The sequence below is a fragment of the Thioalkalivibrio sp. ALE21 genome, assembly GCF_003208255.1.
GTDB classification, from domain to species: domain Bacteria; phylum Pseudomonadota; class Gammaproteobacteria; order Ectothiorhodospirales; family Ectothiorhodospiraceae; genus Thioalkalivibrio; species Thioalkalivibrio halophilus.
Map to the genome: position 1 here is coordinate 19,350 of NZ_QKMA01000018.1, position 18,510 is coordinate 37,859.

General features: G+C 69.0%; 18 protein-coding genes and 2 pseudogenes. 9 read left to right on the plus strand and 11 right to left on the minus strand.

Annotated elements, in window-relative coordinates:
* Positions 1-3: 3 nt before the first annotated feature.
* Positions 4-1,155, minus strand: a complete 1,152-nt coding sequence (locus tag D893_RS11830) for an MlaE family lipid ABC transporter permease subunit (RefSeq protein WP_110619895.1) — start codon at positions 1,153-1,155, stop codon at positions 4-6.
* 126 nt (positions 1,156-1,281) lie between these two features.
* Between D893_RS11830 and D893_RS11835 the strand changes: the two genes are divergently transcribed.
* The 3 genes from D893_RS11835 to D893_RS11845 are packed head-to-tail and all read left to right on the plus strand — an operon-like array spanning position 1,282 to position 5,275.
* A complete protein-coding gene (locus D893_RS11835) occupies positions 1,282-2,196 on the plus strand; it encodes a MoxR family ATPase (protein ID WP_018945639.1) in 915 nt (304 codons plus the stop codon).
* Positions 2,178-3,203 carry a DUF58 domain-containing protein gene (locus tag D893_RS11840; protein ID WP_018945638.1) on the plus strand — a complete coding sequence of 342 codons (1,026 nt, stop codon included), beginning with the start codon at positions 2,178-2,180 and terminating at the stop codon, positions 3,201-3,203. Before D893_RS11835 ends, D893_RS11840 begins: the two co-directional genes overlap by 19 nt.
* Entirely contained in the window at positions 3,200-5,275 is a 2,076-nt protein-coding gene (locus D893_RS11845) for a DUF3488 and transglutaminase-like domain-containing protein (protein WP_110619896.1), read from the plus strand. Before D893_RS11840 ends, D893_RS11845 begins: the two co-directional genes overlap by 4 nt.
* On the opposite strand, the gene D893_RS11850 is transcribed toward D893_RS11845, so the two are convergent.
* Complete coding sequence (locus D893_RS11850) at positions 5,232-7,520, minus strand: TRIC cation channel family protein (protein WP_246863923.1); 2,289 nt, start codon at positions 7,518-7,520, stop codon at positions 5,232-5,234. The genes D893_RS11845 and D893_RS11850 overlap by 44 nt on opposite strands.
* 130 nt (positions 7,521-7,650) lie before the next feature.
* On the opposite strand from D893_RS11850, the gene D893_RS11855 reads away from it, so the two are divergent.
* Both D893_RS11855 and D893_RS11860 read left to right on the plus strand, forming a co-directional pair.
* On the plus strand, positions 7,651-8,577 hold the full coding sequence (locus D893_RS11855) for an ABC transporter substrate-binding protein (RefSeq protein ID WP_110619897.1): 927 nt from the start codon (positions 7,651-7,653) through the stop codon (positions 8,575-8,577).
* Positions 8,561-10,540: a SpoIIE family protein phosphatase gene (locus D893_RS11860; RefSeq protein WP_110619898.1), complete on the plus strand. Its 1,980-nt coding sequence runs from the start codon at positions 8,561-8,563 to the stop codon at positions 10,538-10,540. The genes D893_RS11855 and D893_RS11860 overlap by 17 nt, the downstream gene beginning before the upstream one ends.
* Positions 10,541-10,582: 42 nt before the next feature.
* On the opposite strand, the gene D893_RS11865 is transcribed toward D893_RS11860, so the two are convergent.
* Genes D893_RS11865 through sdhC form a run of 9 tightly spaced genes read right to left on the minus strand, consistent with a single transcriptional unit; the run spans position 10,583 to position 16,203 of the window.
* Positions 10,583-10,924, minus strand: a complete 342-nt coding sequence (locus tag D893_RS11865) for an STAS domain-containing protein (RefSeq protein ID WP_110619899.1) — start codon at positions 10,922-10,924, stop codon at positions 10,583-10,585.
* A gap of 27 nt (positions 10,925-10,951) precedes the next feature.
* Positions 10,952-11,368, minus strand: coding sequence for an ATP-binding protein (locus D893_RS11870; RefSeq protein WP_110619900.1), 417 nt, complete (start codon positions 11,366-11,368; stop codon positions 10,952-10,954).
* 16 nt (positions 11,369-11,384) lie between these two features.
* Entirely contained in the window at positions 11,385-12,350 is a 966-nt protein-coding gene (locus D893_RS11875; RefSeq protein ID WP_024329486.1) for a NifU family protein, read from the minus strand.
* On the minus strand, positions 12,304-12,558 hold the full coding sequence (locus D893_RS11880) for a succinate dehydrogenase assembly factor 2 (protein ID WP_024329487.1): 255 nt from the start codon (positions 12,556-12,558) through the stop codon (positions 12,304-12,306). Before D893_RS11880 ends, D893_RS11875 begins: the two co-directional genes overlap by 47 nt.
* A 41-nt stretch (positions 12,559-12,599) precedes the next feature.
* Positions 12,600-13,301 carry a succinate dehydrogenase iron-sulfur subunit gene (locus D893_RS11885; RefSeq protein ID WP_110619901.1) on the minus strand — a complete coding sequence of 234 codons (702 nt, stop codon included), beginning with the start codon at positions 13,299-13,301 and terminating at the stop codon, positions 12,600-12,602.
* A gap of 21 nt (positions 13,302-13,322) precedes the next feature.
* The gene (locus tag D893_RS11890; protein ID WP_110619902.1) at positions 13,323-13,688 is read right to left on the minus strand and encodes a TraR/DksA C4-type zinc finger protein; all 366 of its coding nucleotides are present in this window, start codon (positions 13,686-13,688) and stop codon (positions 13,323-13,325) included.
* Positions 13,689-13,712: 24 nt separating this feature from the next.
* Positions 13,713-15,488 carry a succinate dehydrogenase flavoprotein subunit gene (gene sdhA / locus D893_RS11895; protein ID WP_110619903.1) on the minus strand — a complete coding sequence of 592 codons (1,776 nt, stop codon included), beginning with the start codon at positions 15,486-15,488 and terminating at the stop codon, positions 13,713-13,715.
* The gene (gene sdhD / locus D893_RS11900) at positions 15,485-15,823 is read right to left on the minus strand and encodes a succinate dehydrogenase, hydrophobic membrane anchor protein (RefSeq protein WP_110619904.1); all 339 of its coding nucleotides are present in this window, start codon (positions 15,821-15,823) and stop codon (positions 15,485-15,487) included. The genes sdhA and sdhD overlap by 4 nt, the downstream gene beginning before the upstream one ends.
* Positions 15,820-16,203 carry a succinate dehydrogenase, cytochrome b556 subunit gene (sdhC, locus tag D893_RS11905; RefSeq protein WP_024329490.1) on the minus strand — a complete coding sequence of 128 codons (384 nt, stop codon included), beginning with the start codon at positions 16,201-16,203 and terminating at the stop codon, positions 15,820-15,822. Before sdhC ends, sdhD begins: the two co-directional genes overlap by 4 nt.
* A gap of 111 nt (positions 16,204-16,314) precedes the next feature.
* Here sdhC and D893_RS11910 point away from each other — a divergent pair, with 111 nt between their 5' ends.
* From D893_RS11910 to D893_RS11920, 4 genes and pseudogenes are all read left to right on the plus strand, one after another.
* Positions 16,315-17,361, plus strand: a complete 1,047-nt coding sequence (locus D893_RS11910; RefSeq protein WP_018945630.1) for a folate-binding protein YgfZ — start codon at positions 16,315-16,317, stop codon at positions 17,359-17,361.
* 3 nt (positions 17,362-17,364) lie between these two features.
* Positions 17,365-17,529: a hypothetical protein gene (locus D893_RS13845; RefSeq protein ID WP_018140916.1), complete on the plus strand. Its 165-nt coding sequence runs from the start codon at positions 17,365-17,367 to the stop codon at positions 17,527-17,529.
* Positions 17,530-17,631: 102 nt separating this feature from the next.
* Positions 17,632-17,799: pseudogene (locus tag D893_RS11915) on the plus strand (transposase); the annotation flags it as partial.
* A 307-nt stretch (positions 17,800-18,106) separates the two neighbouring features.
* Positions 18,107-18,391: pseudogene (locus D893_RS11920) on the plus strand (hypothetical protein); the annotation flags it as partial.
* Between the last annotated feature and the right edge of the window lie 119 nt (positions 18,392-18,510).

The window sequence follows — 18,510 nt, forward strand, 5'->3', positions numbered from 1 at the left end:
GCCTCATACCCCCAGGTGATAGAACAGGACCGCGAACAGGCCGTCGAACACCACGATCAGGATGATCGCCGTGACCACCGCACTGGTGGTGGAGCTGCCCACGGCCGCCGCGCCGTTGCCGGTCTGCAGGCCGCGCAGGCAGCCAACGCTGGCCACCAGCAGGCCGAATACCCCGGCCTTGAACAATCCGGAGAACAGGTCCGAAAGCGCCACCGCGCCGGTCACCTGGTTGAGAAACGCAACCCACGGGATGCCGAAGCCCTGCAGCACCAGGGCCGCACCCAGCAGGCCGATCAGATTGGCGTACAGCGCCAGCAGCGGCGCGACCAGGATTCCCGCCAGCACCTTGGGCACCACCAGGAAGCGCACCGGATCCAGGGCCATGGTCTGCAGGGCATTCACCTCCTCGTTCACCTTCATGGTCCCGATCTCGGCGGCAAACGCAGCCCCCGAGCGCCCCGCCAGCAGGATCGCCATCATCAGCGGGCCCAGCTCGCGGAACAGCGACACCGCGACCAGATCGGCGACGAAGATCTCCGCGCCGAACTGACGCATCGCGATCGCCGACTGGAACGCCAGGATCACGCCCATCAGGAAGGCGATCAAAGAGACAATCGGCAGGGCCCGGAACCCGGCAACCTCGGCCACGCGAAAGGTATCGCCCCAGCGCACCTGCCGCGGATGCCGCAGCGCCGCCCCCAGGGCACGGCCCAGTTCGCCGATGAACGCCATCTGCTCCCAGCCTGCGCGTCCCACCTGTCCGACCGCGTCCATCCAGCGGCTGCGCCAGTCACTGCGGCCCTCACCGCGCGCGGGCGTCACCGCATCCAGCTCACGATACGGAGCCAGCTGCTCCTCGACCATGCGCGTGGCGCCGACCAGCTCCAGCGTCACCCCCCCGGCCGCGGCATCCCGTTCCAGCGCGTGCAGCAGGGCGGCCCCGGCTCCGTCACAATAGCTCAGACCGGTGACATCCACGGGCAGAGTCCCGCCCCCCGCCTCGCGCGCCAGCAGGCGCACGCGATCGCGCAGCGGGCCCCAGGACCGTTCCACCGCAGCGGTGTCCAGGCTGCCCGACAGGCGCAGACCGGGGGACGGTCCGTCTGTGGCATCATGTTGGAAGGCTGGCCGCTGGGCCCCTGACGCTGTGTCCATGCCGTTTTCCCGACTCGTGCGCGACCATGGTAGCCGCGCCGGAGCGCGGGGGACACTCTGCAGATACAGGGGAACCATCCGGCCGCTACAAACTCTTCTGCAACTCCCCCATAACGCGAGAATGCCATGTCTTCGGGAACGGACGCCCTGCAGCGGGTGGAACAGGCCCTCAACCAGATCCTTCTCGGCAAGCCCCGCGCCATCCGTCTGGCGCTCACCTGCCTGCTGGCCAACGGCCATCTGCTGATCGAGGACCTGCCCGGCGTGGGCAAGACCACGCTGGCGCACGCACTGGCGCGCGCGATGAACCTGGACTACCGCCGGGTCCAGTTCACCAGCGACCTGCTCCCGGGTGACGTGCTGGGCGTATCGGTGTTCGAACAGGGCAGCGGCGAATTCCGCTTTCATCCCGGGCCGATCTTCACCCAGGTGCTGCTGGCCGACGAGGTCAACCGCGCACCACCGAAGACCCAGAGCGCGCTGCTGGAAGCGATGGAGGAACGCCAGGCCAGCGTGGAAGGCGCGACCCGCGACCTGCCCGAGCCGTTCTTCGTGATCGCCACCCAGAACCCCGAGGAGCAGGTCGGCACGCATCCGCTGCCGGAGTCGCAGCTGGACCGCTTTCTGATGCGCATCGAACTCGGCTACCCCGACCCAAGGGCCGAGCGCGCCCTGCTGGAACGCCGCGGGGACACCGGCCACCCGGCCCCGGACACCATGGCCACGCCGGAACAGCTGGCCGAGTGGCAGGCATCCGTGGATGCCGTGCACGCCGATTCCAAGGTGCTCGACTATCTCCAGGAGCTGGTGGCTGCCAGCCGCGATACCGCCCGCTTTGCCCACGGCCTGTCGCCGCGTGCCGGCGTGGGCCTGCTGCGCGCGGCACGTGCCCATGCGTTCCTGGATACGCGCGACTACATCACCCCCGACGACATCGCCCGGGTCCTGCCGGCGGTGGCCGGCCACCGCGTACGCGCCCGCGAGCCGCAGGATTCCGCCCGCACCGTGGAGGCCCTGCTGGAATGCGTGCCCAGCCGCTGAACCGCCGGCGACGCCTGCGCGGCACCTGGCAGCGCCTGCGCGACGACGCGATCCGCTGGATCAACCGCCGTCACGCGCACGACGGCGAGCATGCGCGGCTGGGCCGCGACCGCATCTACATCCTGCCCACCCGCGCCGGTTACACCCTGCTCGGGATTATCCTGATCATGCTGCTGGGCTCCATCAATTACGCCAACAACATGGCGTTCCTGCTGACCTTCCTGCTGGCCGGGATCGGGCACAACGCCATCTGGTACACCCATCGCAACCTGCTGGGACTGGAGATTCGCCCGCTGCCGATCGACCCGGTGTTCGCCGGGAGCGCGCCCGAAGCGCAACTGCGACTCCATGAAACCGACGGCCGGGGACGCGAAGCCATTAACGTGCGGGTCGGTGCACACGCTTGCGAACCGGTCGCCATCCCCGCGGGTGGCCGGAGCGATGCCCGCATCGTGCTGCCGGCCGTGCCGCGCGGGGTCTACCGCCTGCCGCGCCAGCGCGTGGACACGCGCTTCCCGCTGGGGGTCCTGGAGGCCTGGAGCTGGCTCAATCTGGACGCCGAGATCCTGGTCTATCCGTCGCCCGTGGACCCCGGCCGGGCCCTGGCCGGACACGGCGACGGCGACGAGGACACCGGCGCCCGCGGGCAATCCGAGGAACCGCCCGACCACATCCGGCCCTACCGCCCCGGCGACCCGCCCGGCCGCATCATCTGGAAGGCCTATGCCCGCAGCGGCAAGCTGCATGTGCGCGAAAGCCCCGGCGGGGTACAGGACGACCTCTGGTTCGACTACGACGCCCTACCCCACGGCGACACCGAGACCCGCCTGTCGATGCTCTGCCATCAGGTGCTGGAGGCCCATGCGCAGGAGCGCGCCTGGGGCCTGCGTCTGCCGGGCCAGCGCATCGACCCCGGCCAGGGCCCGGAACATCGTGACCACTGCCTGCAGGCGCTGGCCCGTTTTCGCGCCGCCCCGGCACCCCTGCCGCTGGAGGACGGAGCATGAGGGAGGGCTGGCTCACCCGCCCGGCCCCGCCGCGCGAGGAACTGCGCGGGCTGGGCATCGCGCTGATCGCCCTGCCCGTGGCCGCGCTGCCGCACGCCTGGTACCAGCCGGCCTGGGTGACCCTGCTGATGGCCCTGGCCGTGCTGCTGCGCGGCTGGGTGCACTGGCGCGGGACCCGCGCGCCCTCGCTGTGGGTGATGAGCCTCCTCGCCCTGGGTGCCGGCGCCATGACCCTGGCACATTACGGCACCCTGTTCGGCCAGGAGGCCGGGAGCGCGCTGCTGCTGGTGATGATCGCGCTCAAGCTGCTGGAGGCGCGCAGCCGACGCGACGTGGTCATTGCGCTGTTTCTGGGTTATTTCGTCATCGTCACCACGTATTTCTTCGACCAGGCTTTCTGGATCGGGCTGTGGTCGCTGCTGGGGGCGCTGCTGCTGACCGCGGCCCTGGTGCAGCTGCACGCCGCCCGCCCGCTGTCGCCGCAGTTTCTCGGCCGGCGCGCCGGGGGCATGCTGGTGCATGCCCTGCCGTTCATGATCATCCTGTTCATCGTGTTCCCGCGCATCGAAGGGCCGCTGTGGGGCGAACGCGAGGATGCCGACGACACCGCGCAGACCGGGCTGTCGGACGAGATGAACCCCGGCGACATCGCCGAACTGCTGCAGGACGAATCGGTTGCCGCGCGGGTCGAATTCGACGACGCCGCCCCGCCCCCGCGCCAGCAGTACTGGCGCAGCATGGTGATGACGGATTTCGACGGGCGCCAGTGGCGGGCCGATCGTGGCGTTTCCACCATCGACGTGCCGGAAACCGACGGCGACACCGTGGCCTACACCGTGACCCTCGAGCCGACCCGGGCGCGCTACCTGCCGGTGCTGGATTACCCCGCCGAACTGCCCGAAGACGCCATGCTGCGGGACAACCATCAGGTTGTTCGCGAAGAGCGTGTGACCTCGCGCATCCAGTACTCCGCCACCGCGGATCTGTCGGCCCATCCGGGCAGTCGTGAAGATCCCCCGGAACTGGACAGCGCAACCCGCGAGCGCGCGCTCGCGCTGCCCCCGGACACCGCCCCCGAGGCACGTGCCCAGGCCCAGCTGTGGGCGGCCTCGCACGACGACCCGCGCGCCATCGTCGAGGCCGCGCTGACGCGGTTCTCCGGCGAGCCGTATCGCTACACCCTGCAGCCACCGCCCCCCGACGGCGACCCCACCGACGCCTTCCTGTTCGAGACCCATGCCGGATACTGCGAGCACTACGCCTCGGCATTCGCGGTGCTGATGCGCGCGGCGGGTATCCCCACCCGCGTGGTGGTGGGTTATCTCGGCGGCGAATGGCGCGACCGCGGCGACTACCTGCGCCTGCGAAACGCCGATGCGCACGCCTGGAACGAGGTCTGGATCGAGGATCATGGCTGGATGCGGGTCGACCCCACCGGCGCGATCGCTCCGGAACGCATCGAACAGGGGCTGCAGGGTCTGTCACCCTCGGATGGCGAGGAACGCCCGGCCTTCCTCGACCGGGAGGGACTGCCCTGGCTGCAGCAGGCGCGTCTGGAACTGGACGACTGGCGCGAATTCATCGGGTTCCGCTGGGAAACCTGGGTGCTGGCCTTTACCCCCGAGCGCCAGCAGGAGCTGTTCGAACGTTTCGGCCTCGACCCGCAGGACTGGCGCAGCGTGCTGATCGCGCTGGGCGTCAGCTTCGGCACCCTGGCCGCCGGGGTCGCGCTGTGGATGCTCCTGCGCGGCCGCGAACGCCGTGACCCTGCGCAGCGAGCCCTGCTGCGTCTGTCGCGCCGCCTGCGCCGCGCGGGTCTGGCGCATGCGCCGCACGAGAGCGTGGATGCCTGGGTACGACGCGTAGCCGCAGCCCGGCCGCAGGACCGCGATGCTCTGGAGGACTTTGCCCGGCACTACAACGCCCTGCGATTCGCGCCGCTGGACGAGACCGGCCGGCGCCACCACCGCCAGGGGCTGAAAGCCGCCGTTGCGCGCATCCCGCGCCGGCCCGATCCCGGCGCGGGCGCTACGCCCCCTGCAGCAGCGTCTGCCGCTGGCGGCGGTCACTGACGGCCGCACCGCCGCCCGGCGCCAGGCGCTGCTCCACGTAGTCGGCCAGCATCCACATCATACGCTCCACCCGATGGGTGCGCTGCAGCACCTGATCCAGAGCCCCGCCGGGCCGCGGATCGGCCGACTGCAGATAGCGCGCGCGCAGCCCGTCGAAGCGCGTGCGCTGGTTACTGCTCAGCTCGCGCAGCCACTCGAAGTCTTCCCGGTCGCCACTGTTGACGGCCATGGTCACGGTATCCAGCAGGCTGCGCAGCCCTTCGCAGACCCGGGTCTCCAGTTCGCGCGCCTGCTCCGCGTCGGGCAGATCGCCTGGCGCGGGCGCACGCAGATGGTCGTAGAGTTGCTGTTCCAGCGCGCGCAGGGTGTCGAACCGGCTGCGCAGGTTCTGATAGCGCACCACGGTGCTCTCGAACAGCGGTTCGGCGGCCAGCGAGGTGAACTCGGACAGCAGTGGCTCGAGGGCATAGCCGAAGTCCTTGTGCAGGGACTCCAGCCGGCCCGGTTCGGCCGCCCGGGCGCGACCCTGCGCGTCTTCCTCCAGGAACCCCGCCAGGCGCTCCCACAGTGCCGGTTCGGCGGCCTCCAGGTCGTCCAGCCGGCGCTCCGGCAGGGTGTGCGGGTCGCCCATCTGCAGCGGATTGATACGCCCCGACCACAGCACCAGCAGGCGCGCGGCGAACAGCACCAGCATCACCACGTTGGTAACCACCAGGATGTAGGTCATCGACAGCTCCACCGGGGGCCACAGCAGGAGCAGGGAGTAGGCAAGTCCGCCGAGGACCGCGATCTCGGCGAAGGAGTCGCGCTTGAGCATGTCGATGTTGAAATCCGAACGCACCACGTCGCGCATGATCACGCCGAAGGACGCCGTGACCACCGCCATCACCGGGCCCCACAGCCACAGCGGACTGGCCTGCGACTCCACCGCCACGCCCACGCCGATCACGGTGAACGCCGCCACCGCCCAGGCATCCAGTCCCTGCTGCAGCCAGCCGACCAGTCGCCCGCCCACCCCGGCCCGCTGACGGGCAATCAGCCGCTGCACCGCGGCACGATGCACCAGCCAGTGATCGTGCAGCTTGTACAGCAGGAAACCGGTGGCCACCACCACGACGGGCAGCAGCAGGAACTCCGGGGTGTCGAAGATGAACACGGGCTCGCGGCCCAGCAGCAAGTCGCGCAGGACCCCGCCGCCGATCGCCGGCAGGGTGGCCAGCACCAGCGCGCCGAACAGGTTGTAGCGCTCGCGCCGGGCCAGCATCACCCCGGAGGCGGAAAACGCCAGGATCCCCATCAGGGTCAGCGCGTTGAACCACAGCTCACTGGTGGTCATCACCAGGAAGGCGGGCAGGATGTGCTCCACCTCCAGCTGGGCGATGCGCCGCCCCTCCTCCAGCGCTTCCACCTCGCGGTCGAAGGCGTCGACCAGGGCACGCGGGACCGTCGCCCGGCTGAACATCACCCGCACCCCCACCGAGCCGAGATCGAGCCCGGCACGCCGGATCTGATCCGCCTGCCCGGTGCGTGCCAGCATCAGGTCCATGATGACCGGATCGGCCACGAACCCGTCGATGCGCCCGTCCATCAGCGCAGCGAGGTTCTCGGCATCCCCCGCGGTGTCCACGATGCGGGCCTCCGGCGCCGGATCGGACAGGCGACCGGCCACCTCCGGATCGGCAAAGGTATAGCCGGTGGACAGCCCGAGGCGGAACTCGCCCTGCTCCACCGCATCCAGCCACGCCTCCCGGTCCGCGAACCCGTGGTCGGCATCGCGGCGCAGATACAGGGCGTTGCGCTCCTCGCGATACGGCCGCGAATAGTGCACGTAATCCAGCCGCCCCGGATCGAAATAGGTCCCGACGACGAAATCCACGGTCCCGCGACGCAATCCTTCGAGCTGAGCGGCCCAGTCCATCGGACGGTACCCGACCGCGTGGCCGACGCCTTCCAGGGCCTCCTGCGCAACACGCAGATCCAGGCCGGTCGGATCGCCGGCGACCCCGGCGGTCGCGGTGTCGGCGAACTGGTAGGGCGGTCGCTCGAACCAGCCGCTGCACAGGGTCTGTGGCGGATCCCCGCTGGCCACCGGCAGCGGCAACGCGACATCCGCGACGGACGTGCCGCCACTCGCCGGCAACGGCCACAGCAGGACCAGCAGCAACCACGCCAGGACCCGCCAGGCACGGGCGCCTGGCCGGGTGCGTCCCGCGTTCGCGGCCGGTATGCTGGTCGGCGTTGTCATTGGCCCTCCCGGTGATCCCGCACGCATGCCCCGTCCGACCCCGCATCCCGCAGGTCGCCCGCCCGTCCCGACCCGTCGTGGCCGCGCCGGTCTCGCCGCGCTTTGCCTGGCGGCGCTGGGCCTGCTGCCGATGACCGGCGTTGCCGACGATGCCCTGCGGGTGCAGCCGCACTGGGTGCCACAGGCGCAGTTCGCCGGCTTTTACCTCGCACAGGACCGGGGCGAATATGCCACGGCGGGCCTCGACGTGGAGATCCTGCCGCATGGTCCGGACCATCCCGCGCCGCGGGCCCTGGCCTCCGGCGAGGCCGACATCGCCCTGCTCTACCTGGTCCAGGCGCTGGAACTGCGCGAGGTCGGCGTGGAGGTCGTCAACGTAGCACAACTGCTGCACGAGTCGTCGCTGGTCATGGTGTCGCTGGCCGAACACGGGATCCGCACGCCCGAGGACCTGGACGGTCGGCGCGTCGCCCGCTGGGACAGCTTCCGCGGCCAGCCCGAGGCGCTGTTCCGCAGCCACGACGTCGAACCGGAGATCGTCGACCAGGGCGCCACCATGACCGCCCTGCGCACCGGCGCGGTGGAGGCGGCCACCGCCACGCTCTACAACGAGATGGTCGAGCTGTACCTGGCCGGGCACGACCCCGACGAACTGGAGACCATCTCGCTGGAGGAGCACGGCGTGGGGCTGGCCGAAGACGGGGTGTACGTGCTGGCGTCCACGCTGGAGGAACGCCCCGAGGCGGTGGAGGCCTTCGTGCGCGCCTCGCTGCGAGGATGGCAGCAGGCCTTCGACGAACCCGAGGCCGCAGTGGACGCGGTGATGGAGCGCGTGCGCGCACAGGGCGAGCCGTCCAACCGCGCGCACCAGCACCTCATGCTGGAGGCGCTGCGCCCGCTCTACCTGGACGACACCGGACGCCTGCCCGCCCCGGTGCTGGATCCGGAAGACTACCTGATGGCGCATACCCTGATGCGCGAGACCGGCACCCTGAGCCGGGAACCGGCGGAGCACGAACGTTTTCATCGCCCGGTGATCGATGCACGCCCCGAGTAAGAGCCTCGCGGTCCGGCTGGCGCTGGTCACGGTCCTGACCGTGGCCGCGATCTTCTTCAGCACCTCCGGGCTGCTGTATTACATGGTCCGGGGGATCATGCTCGACCACGCCGAGGAGCAGGCGCGCGAGCTGACCCATGCGACCGCCAGCCGCATCGAATCATCGCTCAACGAGGTCGCCGGCTCGGCCCGCACCCTCGCCTCCTCCCTGGCCACCGGCGCGCACCCGCCGGAGGATCTGCGCCCGCTGCTGGAGTCCGTGACCGGCGGCTCGGACGAGATCCAGGGGACCGCGGTGAGCTGGGAGCCCGGTGCCGGCGTGCCCGGGCGCGAGGCCTTCGGCCCGTTCGTCTACGAGGAAGGCGATTCGCTGCGCTACATGGATCTGGGCGCCGACAACGGCGACTATTTCACCCGCGACTGGTACCAGATCCCGGCCCTGACCGGGCACGACTTCTGGGCCGAGCCGTTTGCCTCCGCGGCCGACCCCGACCGTCTGATCACCACATTCTCTACCCCGTTCGGCCATACCGGGCCGGACACCGAGGGAGTGAGCAACACCGGGGCCCTCGCCGGCGTGGTCACGCTGGACGTGGAGCTGCCGCGCCTCACCGACCGTGTGGACGAGGTGGAGATCCTCGACAGCGGATTTGCCTTCCTGCTGAGCCCGCGCACGCGCTTCATCACCTGGCCCGATCGCGACTGGATCATGCGCGAGAGCCTGTTCAGCCTCGCCGAGACCCTGGAGGCGCCCGAGCTGCGGGAACTGGGCCGCGAGCTGCAGCGCAGCGACGAGGGCTTCACCCGGCTGCCCGAGGCACTGATCGACGAACCCGCGCGGCTCTATCACGTTCGCCTGCCGGACCCCGACTGGGTGGTGGGCGTGGTCATCCCCGAACGCGAGCTGTTCGGCGACGTGCTGCGGGTCATGCACTGGGTGCTGATCATCGGCAGCACCGGCTTCCTGGTGCTGCTGGGCGCCATCATCGCGATCTCGCGCGGCATCACCCGGCCGCTCAAGGGACTGGTCTCCAGCGCCGGGGAAATCGCGCGCGGCAACCTCGACCGCCCGCTGCCCCCGATCCGCTCGCAGGACGAGGTGGGCGAACTGGCGCGCTCGTTCGACGAGATGCGCCTGTCGCTGAAGGACTACATCAACGACCTCACCGCCACCACCGCGGCCAAGGAGCGCATCGAGTCCGAGCTCAAGATCGCGCGCAACATCCAGATGAGCTTCCTGCCCCGACGCCTGGACCTGTCGCGCATGCGCGCCGGGGTCGAGCTGCATGCGGACCTGCGTCCGGCCCGCGAGGTGGGTGGCGATCTCTACGACTTCTTCACCCTGGACGACGAGAGGCGACTGTTCTTCGCCGTGGGGGACGTCTCCGACAAGGGCGTGCCGGCCGCACTGTTCATGGCGGTCACGCGGACCCTGGTCAAGGGGATCGCCGAGCAGGAGCCCGACCCCGGCCGGATCCTCGCGCGCGTGAACAACGAGCTGTGCCTGCACAACGAGAACGCGATGTTCGTGACCTACCTGTGCGGGATCCTCGACCTGGACACCGGCGTGGTGACCCTGGCCAACGCTGGCCACAATCCGCCCCTGCATCGCCACGCCGACGGCTCGCGTGAATGGCTGCGGCTGCCGCCGGGGCTGGTGCTGGGTGCCATGGAGGACATGGACTACGCCTCGCAGCAGGTCCGCCTGGCGCCGGGCGAGGAACTGCTGCTGTATACCGACGGCGTCACCGAGGCCACCGATCCGCAACAGGCGCTGTTCGGCGAAGACCGCCTGGGCACCCTGTACGATGCGCTCGCCGGTCGCCCGGCACGCGATCAGGTCGACGCCATCATGCAGTCGGTCGAGGATTTCGCCGAGGGCACGCCGCAGGCGGACGACATCACCGTCCTCGCACTGCGCTATCGCGCCCCCGCGGGTGAGGCGGACGCCACCGGGGCCTGAAGACCGCGCCCGGCATCAGCCCCCCCGGGTCAGCCCCCCGGGTCAGGCTCCGTCGCGCACCTGTGCCACCGCTGCGTCGCGGTCGTCACAGACCTCCAGGATCGACAGAAACCCGCTGATCTCGAAGACCTCGCGGATCGGCTCGTGGATCTCGCACAGCACCAGCTGCCCGCCCTGCTGCCGCACCTTCTTGGCCGCCATCAGCATCACGCGCAGCCCCGCGCTGGAGATGTATTCGACATCGGCAAAGCGGATGACCAGGCGTGGATCCGCTTCCAGATGCGCGAACAGCGCGGCCTCCAGTTCCGGCGAGGTGTTGCTGTCCAGACGGCCGGCGGGACGGATCACGCGCACGTCGTCCACGGTCTCTTCGTTCAGCTCCATGGTCTTCCAGGTCCTTTCGCTGCGGTGTCAGCCGCGCGGACGGCGCTGCAGGCGCAGCCGGTTCACGCCATCGCGACGGTCGTAGTGGATGTCGTCCATCAGGGTCTTCATGAAATGCAGGCCCAGCCCGCCCACCGCACGTTCCTCGACGTCGCCTTCCAGCGACACCTCGGGGGCGTCTTCGAGCGGATTGAACGGGGTGCCATCGTCGGTGACCTCGACCGTGAGGCCCTCGGGCCCGGCGTGCAGTTCCACGCCGATGCGGTGTTCCTGCCGATCCGGGAACGCATAGGAGATCAGGTTGGTGATCCACTCGTCGAGCACCAGGTTGACCGGATGGACCGACCCGGCCTCCACCCCCGCGGCCTCGCAGAAGGCTTCTACCTCCTGCGCCAGCCGGGGGATCTCCGCGAGCTCGTTGCGGATATTCAGCTGCCGCTGCACCGGGCCACCGCGGCCTTCAGAAGGTGTTGGCCACGGAGGCCACGCCCGGCGCCCGCGAGCGCACCAGGCGTTCGACCACGTTCTTGAGATCCAGGGTGGAACGCGGGCAGCCGACGCAGGCCCCCTTCAGGCGCACGCGCACGGTGCGCCCGTCCAGCTCGACGAACTCGATGTCGCCGCCATCCTGCATCATGATGCGCCGCGCCTCCTCGATGGCCTCGCGCACCGCGTCCTCGTCGATGGGACCGTCGGCCGGCACGTCGGCCTGTTCCCGCGCCGCATGGGTCTGGGCCCGGTCCAGGCGCAGTGCCAGCTCCGGATCGAGCTCCTCGATCGCGTCCAGCTCTTCCTCGCTGTAGACGTGATCCGGGTCGTCCTTCAGCAGGTGCGACACGTCCACCATGACCTGTGCGTTGTCGGGACGCGTTTGATCTCCCGCCATGATCCGGCCTCCGCTAGCTCGCAGTGCGGCCAGTATAGCAACGCCGCGCGCGATCACGTCGCGAGGCCTCACCGGCTCCCCGGCTTCCGCCGGACCCGGCGCGGGCCAGCGCAGGCGCATGCGCAACCGGCGCAGGTCGTCCGCATCCACCCGCCCCGGGTACAGCCACAGGGTCCCCGGGCGCCCCCCTCCAGCGGGGTGATAGCGCAGCACCACACGGGTCGCGAACACCCGGGTGTCCGGCAGGATCTCGATATCGTGGATGCGTTCCTGGCGCAGGCCCTCGGCGGTGGCCAGCCACCAGCGCCCGTACGCGGTGCAGCCCAGCCAGTCGAAGTCCGGCTGACGGCCACGCCGGGACCAGCCGAACGCGGCCGCCACCAGGACGCCCGCCGCCGGCCATGTCCACCACACGCCGTAAACCAGCGCGTACAACACGACCGCGGTGCTCAGCAGCACCTGACCGGCGAGAATCCGCCGCGCGAGCCGCGGGTCAGGGTGCAGGCGCAGCCGCAGCGGCGGCGCGGATGAGCGGGGCAAGCCGGGCTATCCCGGCATCCGCGGTGGTCTGGCGGCCCATGACCACCTCGTAGAGCACGTTGTCGGGATAATCCAGCAGCCGTTCGAAGGCATCACGACCCTCCTGGTCCAGTTGCGCATATCCCTGCGCGAGAAACTCCCCGAGCAGCCAGTCATTCTCCAGCATGCCGCGACGGCAGCGCCAGCGAGTGCGGCTGTCAGGCTCCATCATACGCCCTCCCGGAGATGCTTCCTGCAGCCCCTGTGGGTTCATAACGACCTCTTCAGCATGGTGCGGCGGATGTCGCTGATCGCCTTCGCCGGGTTGAGGCCCTTCGGGCACACCTGCGTGCAGTTCATGATGGTGTGGCAACGGTACAGCTTCCAGGCATCGTCCAGCCGCTCCAGCCGGTGCTCGGTCGCCTCGTCGCGGGTGTCCTTGATGAAGCGCGCCGCCTGCAGCAGCGCGGCGGGGCCGAGGAACTTGTCCGGGTTCCACCAGTACGACGGGCAGGCCGCCGAACAGCAGCCGCACAGGATGCATTCGTAGAGACCGTCCAGCTCGTCGCGGTCGGCCGGATCCTGCTTGCGCTCTACCTCGGGCTCCGGGCTGTCGTTCACCAGCCAGGGCTCGGCGGCCCGGTACTGGTCCCAGAAATTGGTCATGTCCACGATCAGGTCGCGGATCACCGGCATCCCCGGGAACGGGCGCAGGGTCACCGGGGTGTCGAGCTCCTCCAGCGGGGTCACGCAGGCCAGTCCGTTGGTGCCGTTGATACTCATGCCGTCGGAGCCGCAGACCCCGTGCTGACAGGAACGCCGGAAACCCAGCGAGTCGTCCTGCTCCTTCAGCAGCAGCAGGGCATCCAGCAGCATCATCCCCGGCTCCACCTGCTCGCCGGGCAGGGTGAATCGCTGCATCTTCGGCAGCGTATCGGTCTCCGGATTGAAGCGATAGATCGAAAATTCCATCCTGCTCTCCCGTTGCCGGAGTCAGCCCCCGGATTCGCGCGCCTCGGCGCAGGCGATGCAGCGCTCCACCGCCGGATCGATCTCCAGCCGGCTGCGCGCGATGGGTTCCAGGCAGTCCACGCACAGACCGCCCTCGCCCTCTTTCAGCCGCTCCAGCGCGCGCTGCGCACGGCGGCGCTGATTCTCGCGACGCTGCTGGCTGGCCCTGGCCATGGCCTGGGCCTGCAGGGCATCCATGCGCGACAGGCGGCCGGTGCGCTGCTGATCCAGCTCCACCGTGGCGCCGCCCTCACGGCCCTCGTCCAGGGCCGTGTCCAGGTCCACCAGCAGGGCCTCCAGCCGTTCCCGCAGCCAGTCCTCCGGTACCGGTTCCGTCTCGTCACTCATGCCGGCATCCTCCCGATCCGATGCTCAATACGTACGTTCCTTCGGCGGGAACGAAGCCACGGTGTTGGGCCGGGTCCGTACGGGCTTGTAGTCCAGGCTGTCGTCGTGCAGCGAATACAGGCTGTGCCGAAGCCACTGCCGGTCGTCGCGCTCGGGGAAATCGATGCGCGAATGCGCGCCCCGGCTCTCCTCGCGCCCCAGCGCGGAGCGGATGGTGGCGATCGCGCAGTCCATCAGGTTCTCCAGCTCCATCGCTTCCACCCGCGCGGTGTTGAACGTGGGGGTGTGGTCATGGATCACCGCGTGGTCCAGGCGTCGGCGCAGCTCGCGCACCTTCTCCACGCCCTCGCGCATCACCTCGTCGGTGCGGAACACCGAACAGTGGTCCTCCATCACCTTGCGCAGTTCGCGCTTGAGCCCGTCCACCGACTCGATCTCGCCGGTGCCCGAATCCCGCCGATCCCAGCGGGCGAGCCGCGCCATGGCCGCCTCCACCGCGGATTCGTCCAGCGGACGGTGATAGCGGTTCTCCTCGAGGTATTCGAGGATGTGATTGGCCGCCGCGCGGCCGAACACCAGGATGTCCAGCAGCGAGTTACCCCCCAGCCGGTTCGCCCCGTGGACCGAGACACAGGCCGCCTCGCCGGCGGCATACAGCCCCGGCACCGGGTCCTCGGGCGAGTCCTTGACCGGCGCGACCACCTGCCCGTCGCGGTTGGTGGGGATCCCGCCCATGCTGTAGTGACAGGTCGGAAACACCGGGATCGGCGCGTCGATCGGATCCACGTTGAGAAAGGTCTGGCTGGCCTCGCGGATCCCCGGCAGGCGCTGCATGATGGTGTCCGCGCCCAGATGGCGCAGGTCGAGGAACACGTGATCGGCGTTGCGCCCGCAGCCGCGGCCTTCGCGCACCTCGGTGGCGATCGCGCGCGAGACCACGTCGCGCGAGGCCAGGTCCTTCGCGTTCGGCGCATAGCGCTCCATGAAACGCTCGCCGTCCGAATTGACCAGGTAGCCGCCCTCGCCGCGCGCACCCTCGGTGATCAGCATCCCGCGCCCGGCGATCCCGGTGGGGTGGAACTGTACGAACTCCATGTCCTCCAGCGGGATCCCCGCGCGCAGGGCCATCGCCATGCCGTCGCCGGTGTTGATCAGCGCGTTAGTGGTGGTGCGGAACAGCTGCCCCGCCCCGCCGGTGGCGATCAGCGTGGTCTTGGCCTCGATCACGATCGGCTCGCCACTGAGGATCTCGAACGCCAGCACCCCCAGCACGTGCCCCTCGGCATCGCGCAGCAGGTCCACCGCGAAATATTCGTCGAAGAAATGCGTGCGCGCGCGCAGGTTCTGCTGGTACAGCGAGTGCAGGATCGCGTGGCCGGTGCGGTCGGCGGCGGCACAGGTGCGCGCGGCCTGGTCCTGGCCGAAGTTCTGGCTCTGCCCGCCGAACGCACGCTGGTAGATGTTGCCGTTGTCCAGGCGCGAGAACGGCACGCCGAAGTGGTCCAGCTCGTAGACCACCCTGGAAGCGGCGCGGCACATGTATTCGATCGCGTCCTGGTCGCCCAGGTAGTCGGAACCCTTCACCGTGTCGAACATGTGCCAGTGCCAGGAATCGGGCAGCACGTTGGCCAGCGCGGCGTTCACCCCGCCCTGGGCCGCCACCGTGTGCGAGCGCGTGGGGAACACCTTGGACACCACGGCCACCTTGGCCTCGGCGTTGGACAGCTGCAGGGCCGCCCGCAGGCCGGCCCCGCCGGCCCCGATGATGAGGGCGTCGAACTTGCGCCGGGTCACGTTCATGAGAGCCATGCCTTGAACAGGATTGCGAAGGCCCACAGGCCAAGGACCAGCAGGCCGGTGGCCGACAGGATCAGCACCGTCAGGCGGATGCCGAAGGAATGGACGTAGTCCATGATTACGTCGCGCAGGCCGATCCAGGCGTGCAGCAGCAGCGCCAGCACGCCCAGTGCAGTCAGCAGCCCGACCACCGGATGCCCGACGAAGGCGATCCAGAGGGCATGATCGGCCGGCGGGAAAAAGACGAAATAACCCAGCATCAGCACGGTGAACACGCCCAGGTACACGGCCGTGATCCGCTGCAGCAGCCAGGCCCGCTGTCCGCTCAGGAGTCTCACAGCCACAGTCCTCCCCAGACGATCAGGGTGGCGACGACCCCCGCGATCAGGGCCTGGCGCGCAGTGCGCAGCGAGCCCTCGCGGTCCTCGCCGATCCCGAATTCCATCGCCAGATAGCGGATGCCCGCGAAAAGATGATGCAGCAGCCACCACAGGACACCCAGCAGCACCAGCAAGCCCAGCGGGTGACCGACCCAGCCGGCCACGCGAGCAAAACCCTCGGGTCCGGACAGCGAGAGCTGCAGCAGCCACAACAGCACGGGGATCGCGAGAATCAGCAGCACGCCGGTCACGCGGTGCAGAATCGAGACCACGGCATTCAGCGGAAACCGGATCCTGCGCAGATCGAGGAAAACGGGACGAACCGGTGACCGGGGCATGCGACCTCTCGCTCGGATGGGCGACATAAGGGATCCTGACACCCGACACGGCGTTCGTCTACTATCGGGCCGCCAGGGAAATGCCGCCCCCGCGGCCACAGGAGATGCGTGATGCGCGAAGACTGGAAGAAACACCTTGTCGATTCCGGTGCCGAATTCGAGGGCGACGAGCTCGTCCACTACGGCAACCCGGAGCGTGAACGGCAGATGGCCGTCAACGGCGATGTCATCTGCGACCTTTCCCATCGCGGGCTGCTGGAGATCCGCGGTGCCGATGCCACCGAATTCCTCCAGGGCCAGTTCGGCAACGATATCCGGCAGGTGGACGAGCGGCACGCCCAGCTGTCCAGTTACGCCAGCCCCAAGGGCCGCACCTATGCGGTGTTCCGTGTCCTGCGCACTCAGGACGGCTATCTGCTGGAGATGCCGGCGGATCGCGTGGAGCCGGTCGCCAAACGACTGCAGATGTTCGTCCTGCGCTCCGACGTGATCATCGAGCAGGCCGGCGACAGCCGCATCCGCTTCGGCCTGTCCGGTCCGGATGCCGAGAAGGAGCTGCAGGACGCCCTGGGCGCCTGTCCCGCGGAGATCCACGAGGTCGTGGAAAAGGACGGGGTGACGGCGCTGCGCGTGCAGGGCGTGCACCCGCGTTTCGAACTGTTCGGCGGCTTCGACGCGATGCGCCGGCTGTGGGACGCCCTCAATGTGCGCGGCGCCCCGGTGGGCCCGCACGAATGGCAGCTGCTGGACATCCTCGCCGGGATCCCGAGCGTGGTCGAGGCCACCACCGAGATGTTCGTGCCGCAGATGCTGAACCTGCACGCCCTGGGCGCGATCAGCTTCGACAAGGGCTGTTATCCGGGGCAGGAGGTGGTCGCGCGCATGCACTACCTCGGCAAGCTCAAGCGGCGCATGTTCCGCCTCGCGATCCAGGATGGCGAACCCCCGACACCGGGCATGCCGGTGTTTCGCGCCGATGGCAAACCCGACCAGGCCGATGGCGAACTGGTCGCCGTCGAACTGCACCCCGACGGCCAGTATTCCGCGCTGGCGGTGCTCAAGGTGGACGCGGCCGAGGCCGAACTGCGCTGCGGCGCCCCGGACGGTGCGCCGGTGACGCTGTGCGACCTCCCCTACGACGTTCCCGAAGGGGCCTGACGCATGCGCTTTCTGTTCTTTTTCTTCGTCCTGATCCTGCTGGCGCTGTGGGCGGCGTTCTTCAGCCGCCCCGACAATCCGACCCTGTCCAACTGGCTGTACGCCCTGGCCGGCGTACTCGCAGTGTTGTTCCTGATCGGTTATCTCCGCCTCGACGGGGTGATCTGACCTCTCGGGCCACCGAGCCCCTCGTCCCCCCTGCGCTTTTTGGGGAAATAATTGGGTACACATACAAAAGGCTCCGCCGGTTGCGACCGACGGGGCCTTTTTGCCCTGCTGGCGTTCTACGACTTCCCGGCCGCGCACAGGCAGTCGATCCGGACCACCAACCCGATCGAATCGACCTTCGCCACCGTGCGCCTGCGCACCGCCAAAACCCGAGGTTGCGTGACGCGTAACACCATTTCGAGCCTGACGTTCAAGCTCGACCGGAGTGCCGCCTGATCCAGTCATCGCTCATCCACCAGACTTGACCATAACTCCACCCGCGCAGCCGACCCCTTTGTGCGCCAACGTACAGATATCCAGGACCCCGAATCGTAGGGTGGCGCCACGGAATCGGCCGGAATCATCCCGGCTGTTCCCGTGCCCCCGCAGTACCGGTCGCATCCCGCGCCGGACGGGAAACAACCAGGAGAACGCACCAATGAAAAGACTGATCGCGCTCACACTCTGTCTCGCCGGGACGCTCCCCTTCGCCGTCCAGGCCCAGCAAGCAGGCTCAACGGCGAACTTCGGACCCTCCATGGGCGACCGCGAGTTCTCGCTTTCCGGAAGCGGCAGCAGTAGCCGCAAATTCGACAACACCAACTTTGGCATCTCGGGCGATCTGGGCTGGTACCTGCGCGATCACATGATCGCCGGGGTCCGCCAGAGCATCAACTACGCCGACCTCGAGGGCGAGTCCCTGATCGATGACTACTGGAACGGAGCCACCCGGGGCTACCTCAACTTCCAGACAACGGACGGAAGGCTGCGTCCCTTTGGTGGGGGCAGCCTGGGGTTCATCTACGGCGACGGGATTAAAAACAGGAGTTATGGTCAAGTCTGGTGTATGAGTGATCGCTGGTTCAGGCGGCGCTCCGGTCGGTGATGGAGGATTCCTCGTCGTTGGTCGGTTCGGTCTGCTCGATGCCGTCGATGAACTGA

Excerpts from the sequence above, each read along its gene's own strand:
- D893_RS11830 (WP_110619895.1), bottom strand. The coding sequence starts at position 1,155 with ATGGACACAGCGTCAGGGGCCCAGCGGCCAGCCTTCCAACATGATGCC.
- D893_RS11835 (WP_018945639.1), top strand. The coding sequence starts at position 1,282 with ATGTCTTCGGGAACGGACGCCCTGCAGCGGGTGGAACAGGCCCTCAAC.
- D893_RS11840 (WP_018945638.1), top strand. The coding sequence starts at position 2,178 with ATGCGTGCCCAGCCGCTGAACCGCCGGCGACGCCTGCGCGGCACCTGG.
- D893_RS11845 (WP_110619896.1), top strand. The coding sequence starts at position 3,200 with ATGAGGGAGGGCTGGCTCACCCGCCCGGCCCCGCCGCGCGAGGAACTG.
- D893_RS11850 (WP_246863923.1), bottom strand. The coding sequence starts at position 7,520 with ATGACAACGCCGACCAGCATACCGGCCGCGAACGCGGGACGCACCCGG.
- D893_RS11855 (WP_110619897.1), top strand. The coding sequence starts at position 7,651 with ATGACCGGCGTTGCCGACGATGCCCTGCGGGTGCAGCCGCACTGGGTG.
- D893_RS11860 (WP_110619898.1), top strand. The coding sequence starts at position 8,561 with ATGCACGCCCCGAGTAAGAGCCTCGCGGTCCGGCTGGCGCTGGTCACG.
- D893_RS11865 (WP_110619899.1), bottom strand. The coding sequence starts at position 10,924 with ATGGAGCTGAACGAAGAGACCGTGGACGACGTGCGCGTGATCCGTCCC.
- D893_RS11880 (WP_024329487.1), bottom strand. The coding sequence starts at position 12,558 with ATGGAGCCTGACAGCCGCACTCGCTGGCGCTGCCGTCGCGGCATGCTG.
- D893_RS11885 (WP_110619901.1), bottom strand. The coding sequence starts at position 13,301 with ATGGAATTTTCGATCTATCGCTTCAATCCGGAGACCGATACGCTGCCG.
- D893_RS11890 (WP_110619902.1), bottom strand. The coding sequence starts at position 13,688 with ATGAGTGACGAGACGGAACCGGTACCGGAGGACTGGCTGCGGGAACGG.
- sdhA (WP_110619903.1), bottom strand. The coding sequence starts at position 15,488 with ATGAACGTGACCCGGCGCAAGTTCGACGCCCTCATCATCGGGGCCGGC.
- sdhC (WP_024329490.1), bottom strand. The coding sequence starts at position 16,203 with ATGCCCCGGTCACCGGTTCGTCCCGTTTTCCTCGATCTGCGCAGGATC.
- D893_RS11910 (WP_018945630.1), top strand. The coding sequence starts at position 16,315 with ATGCGCGAAGACTGGAAGAAACACCTTGTCGATTCCGGTGCCGAATTC.
- D893_RS13845 (WP_018140916.1), top strand. The coding sequence starts at position 17,365 with ATGCGCTTTCTGTTCTTTTTCTTCGTCCTGATCCTGCTGGCGCTGTGG.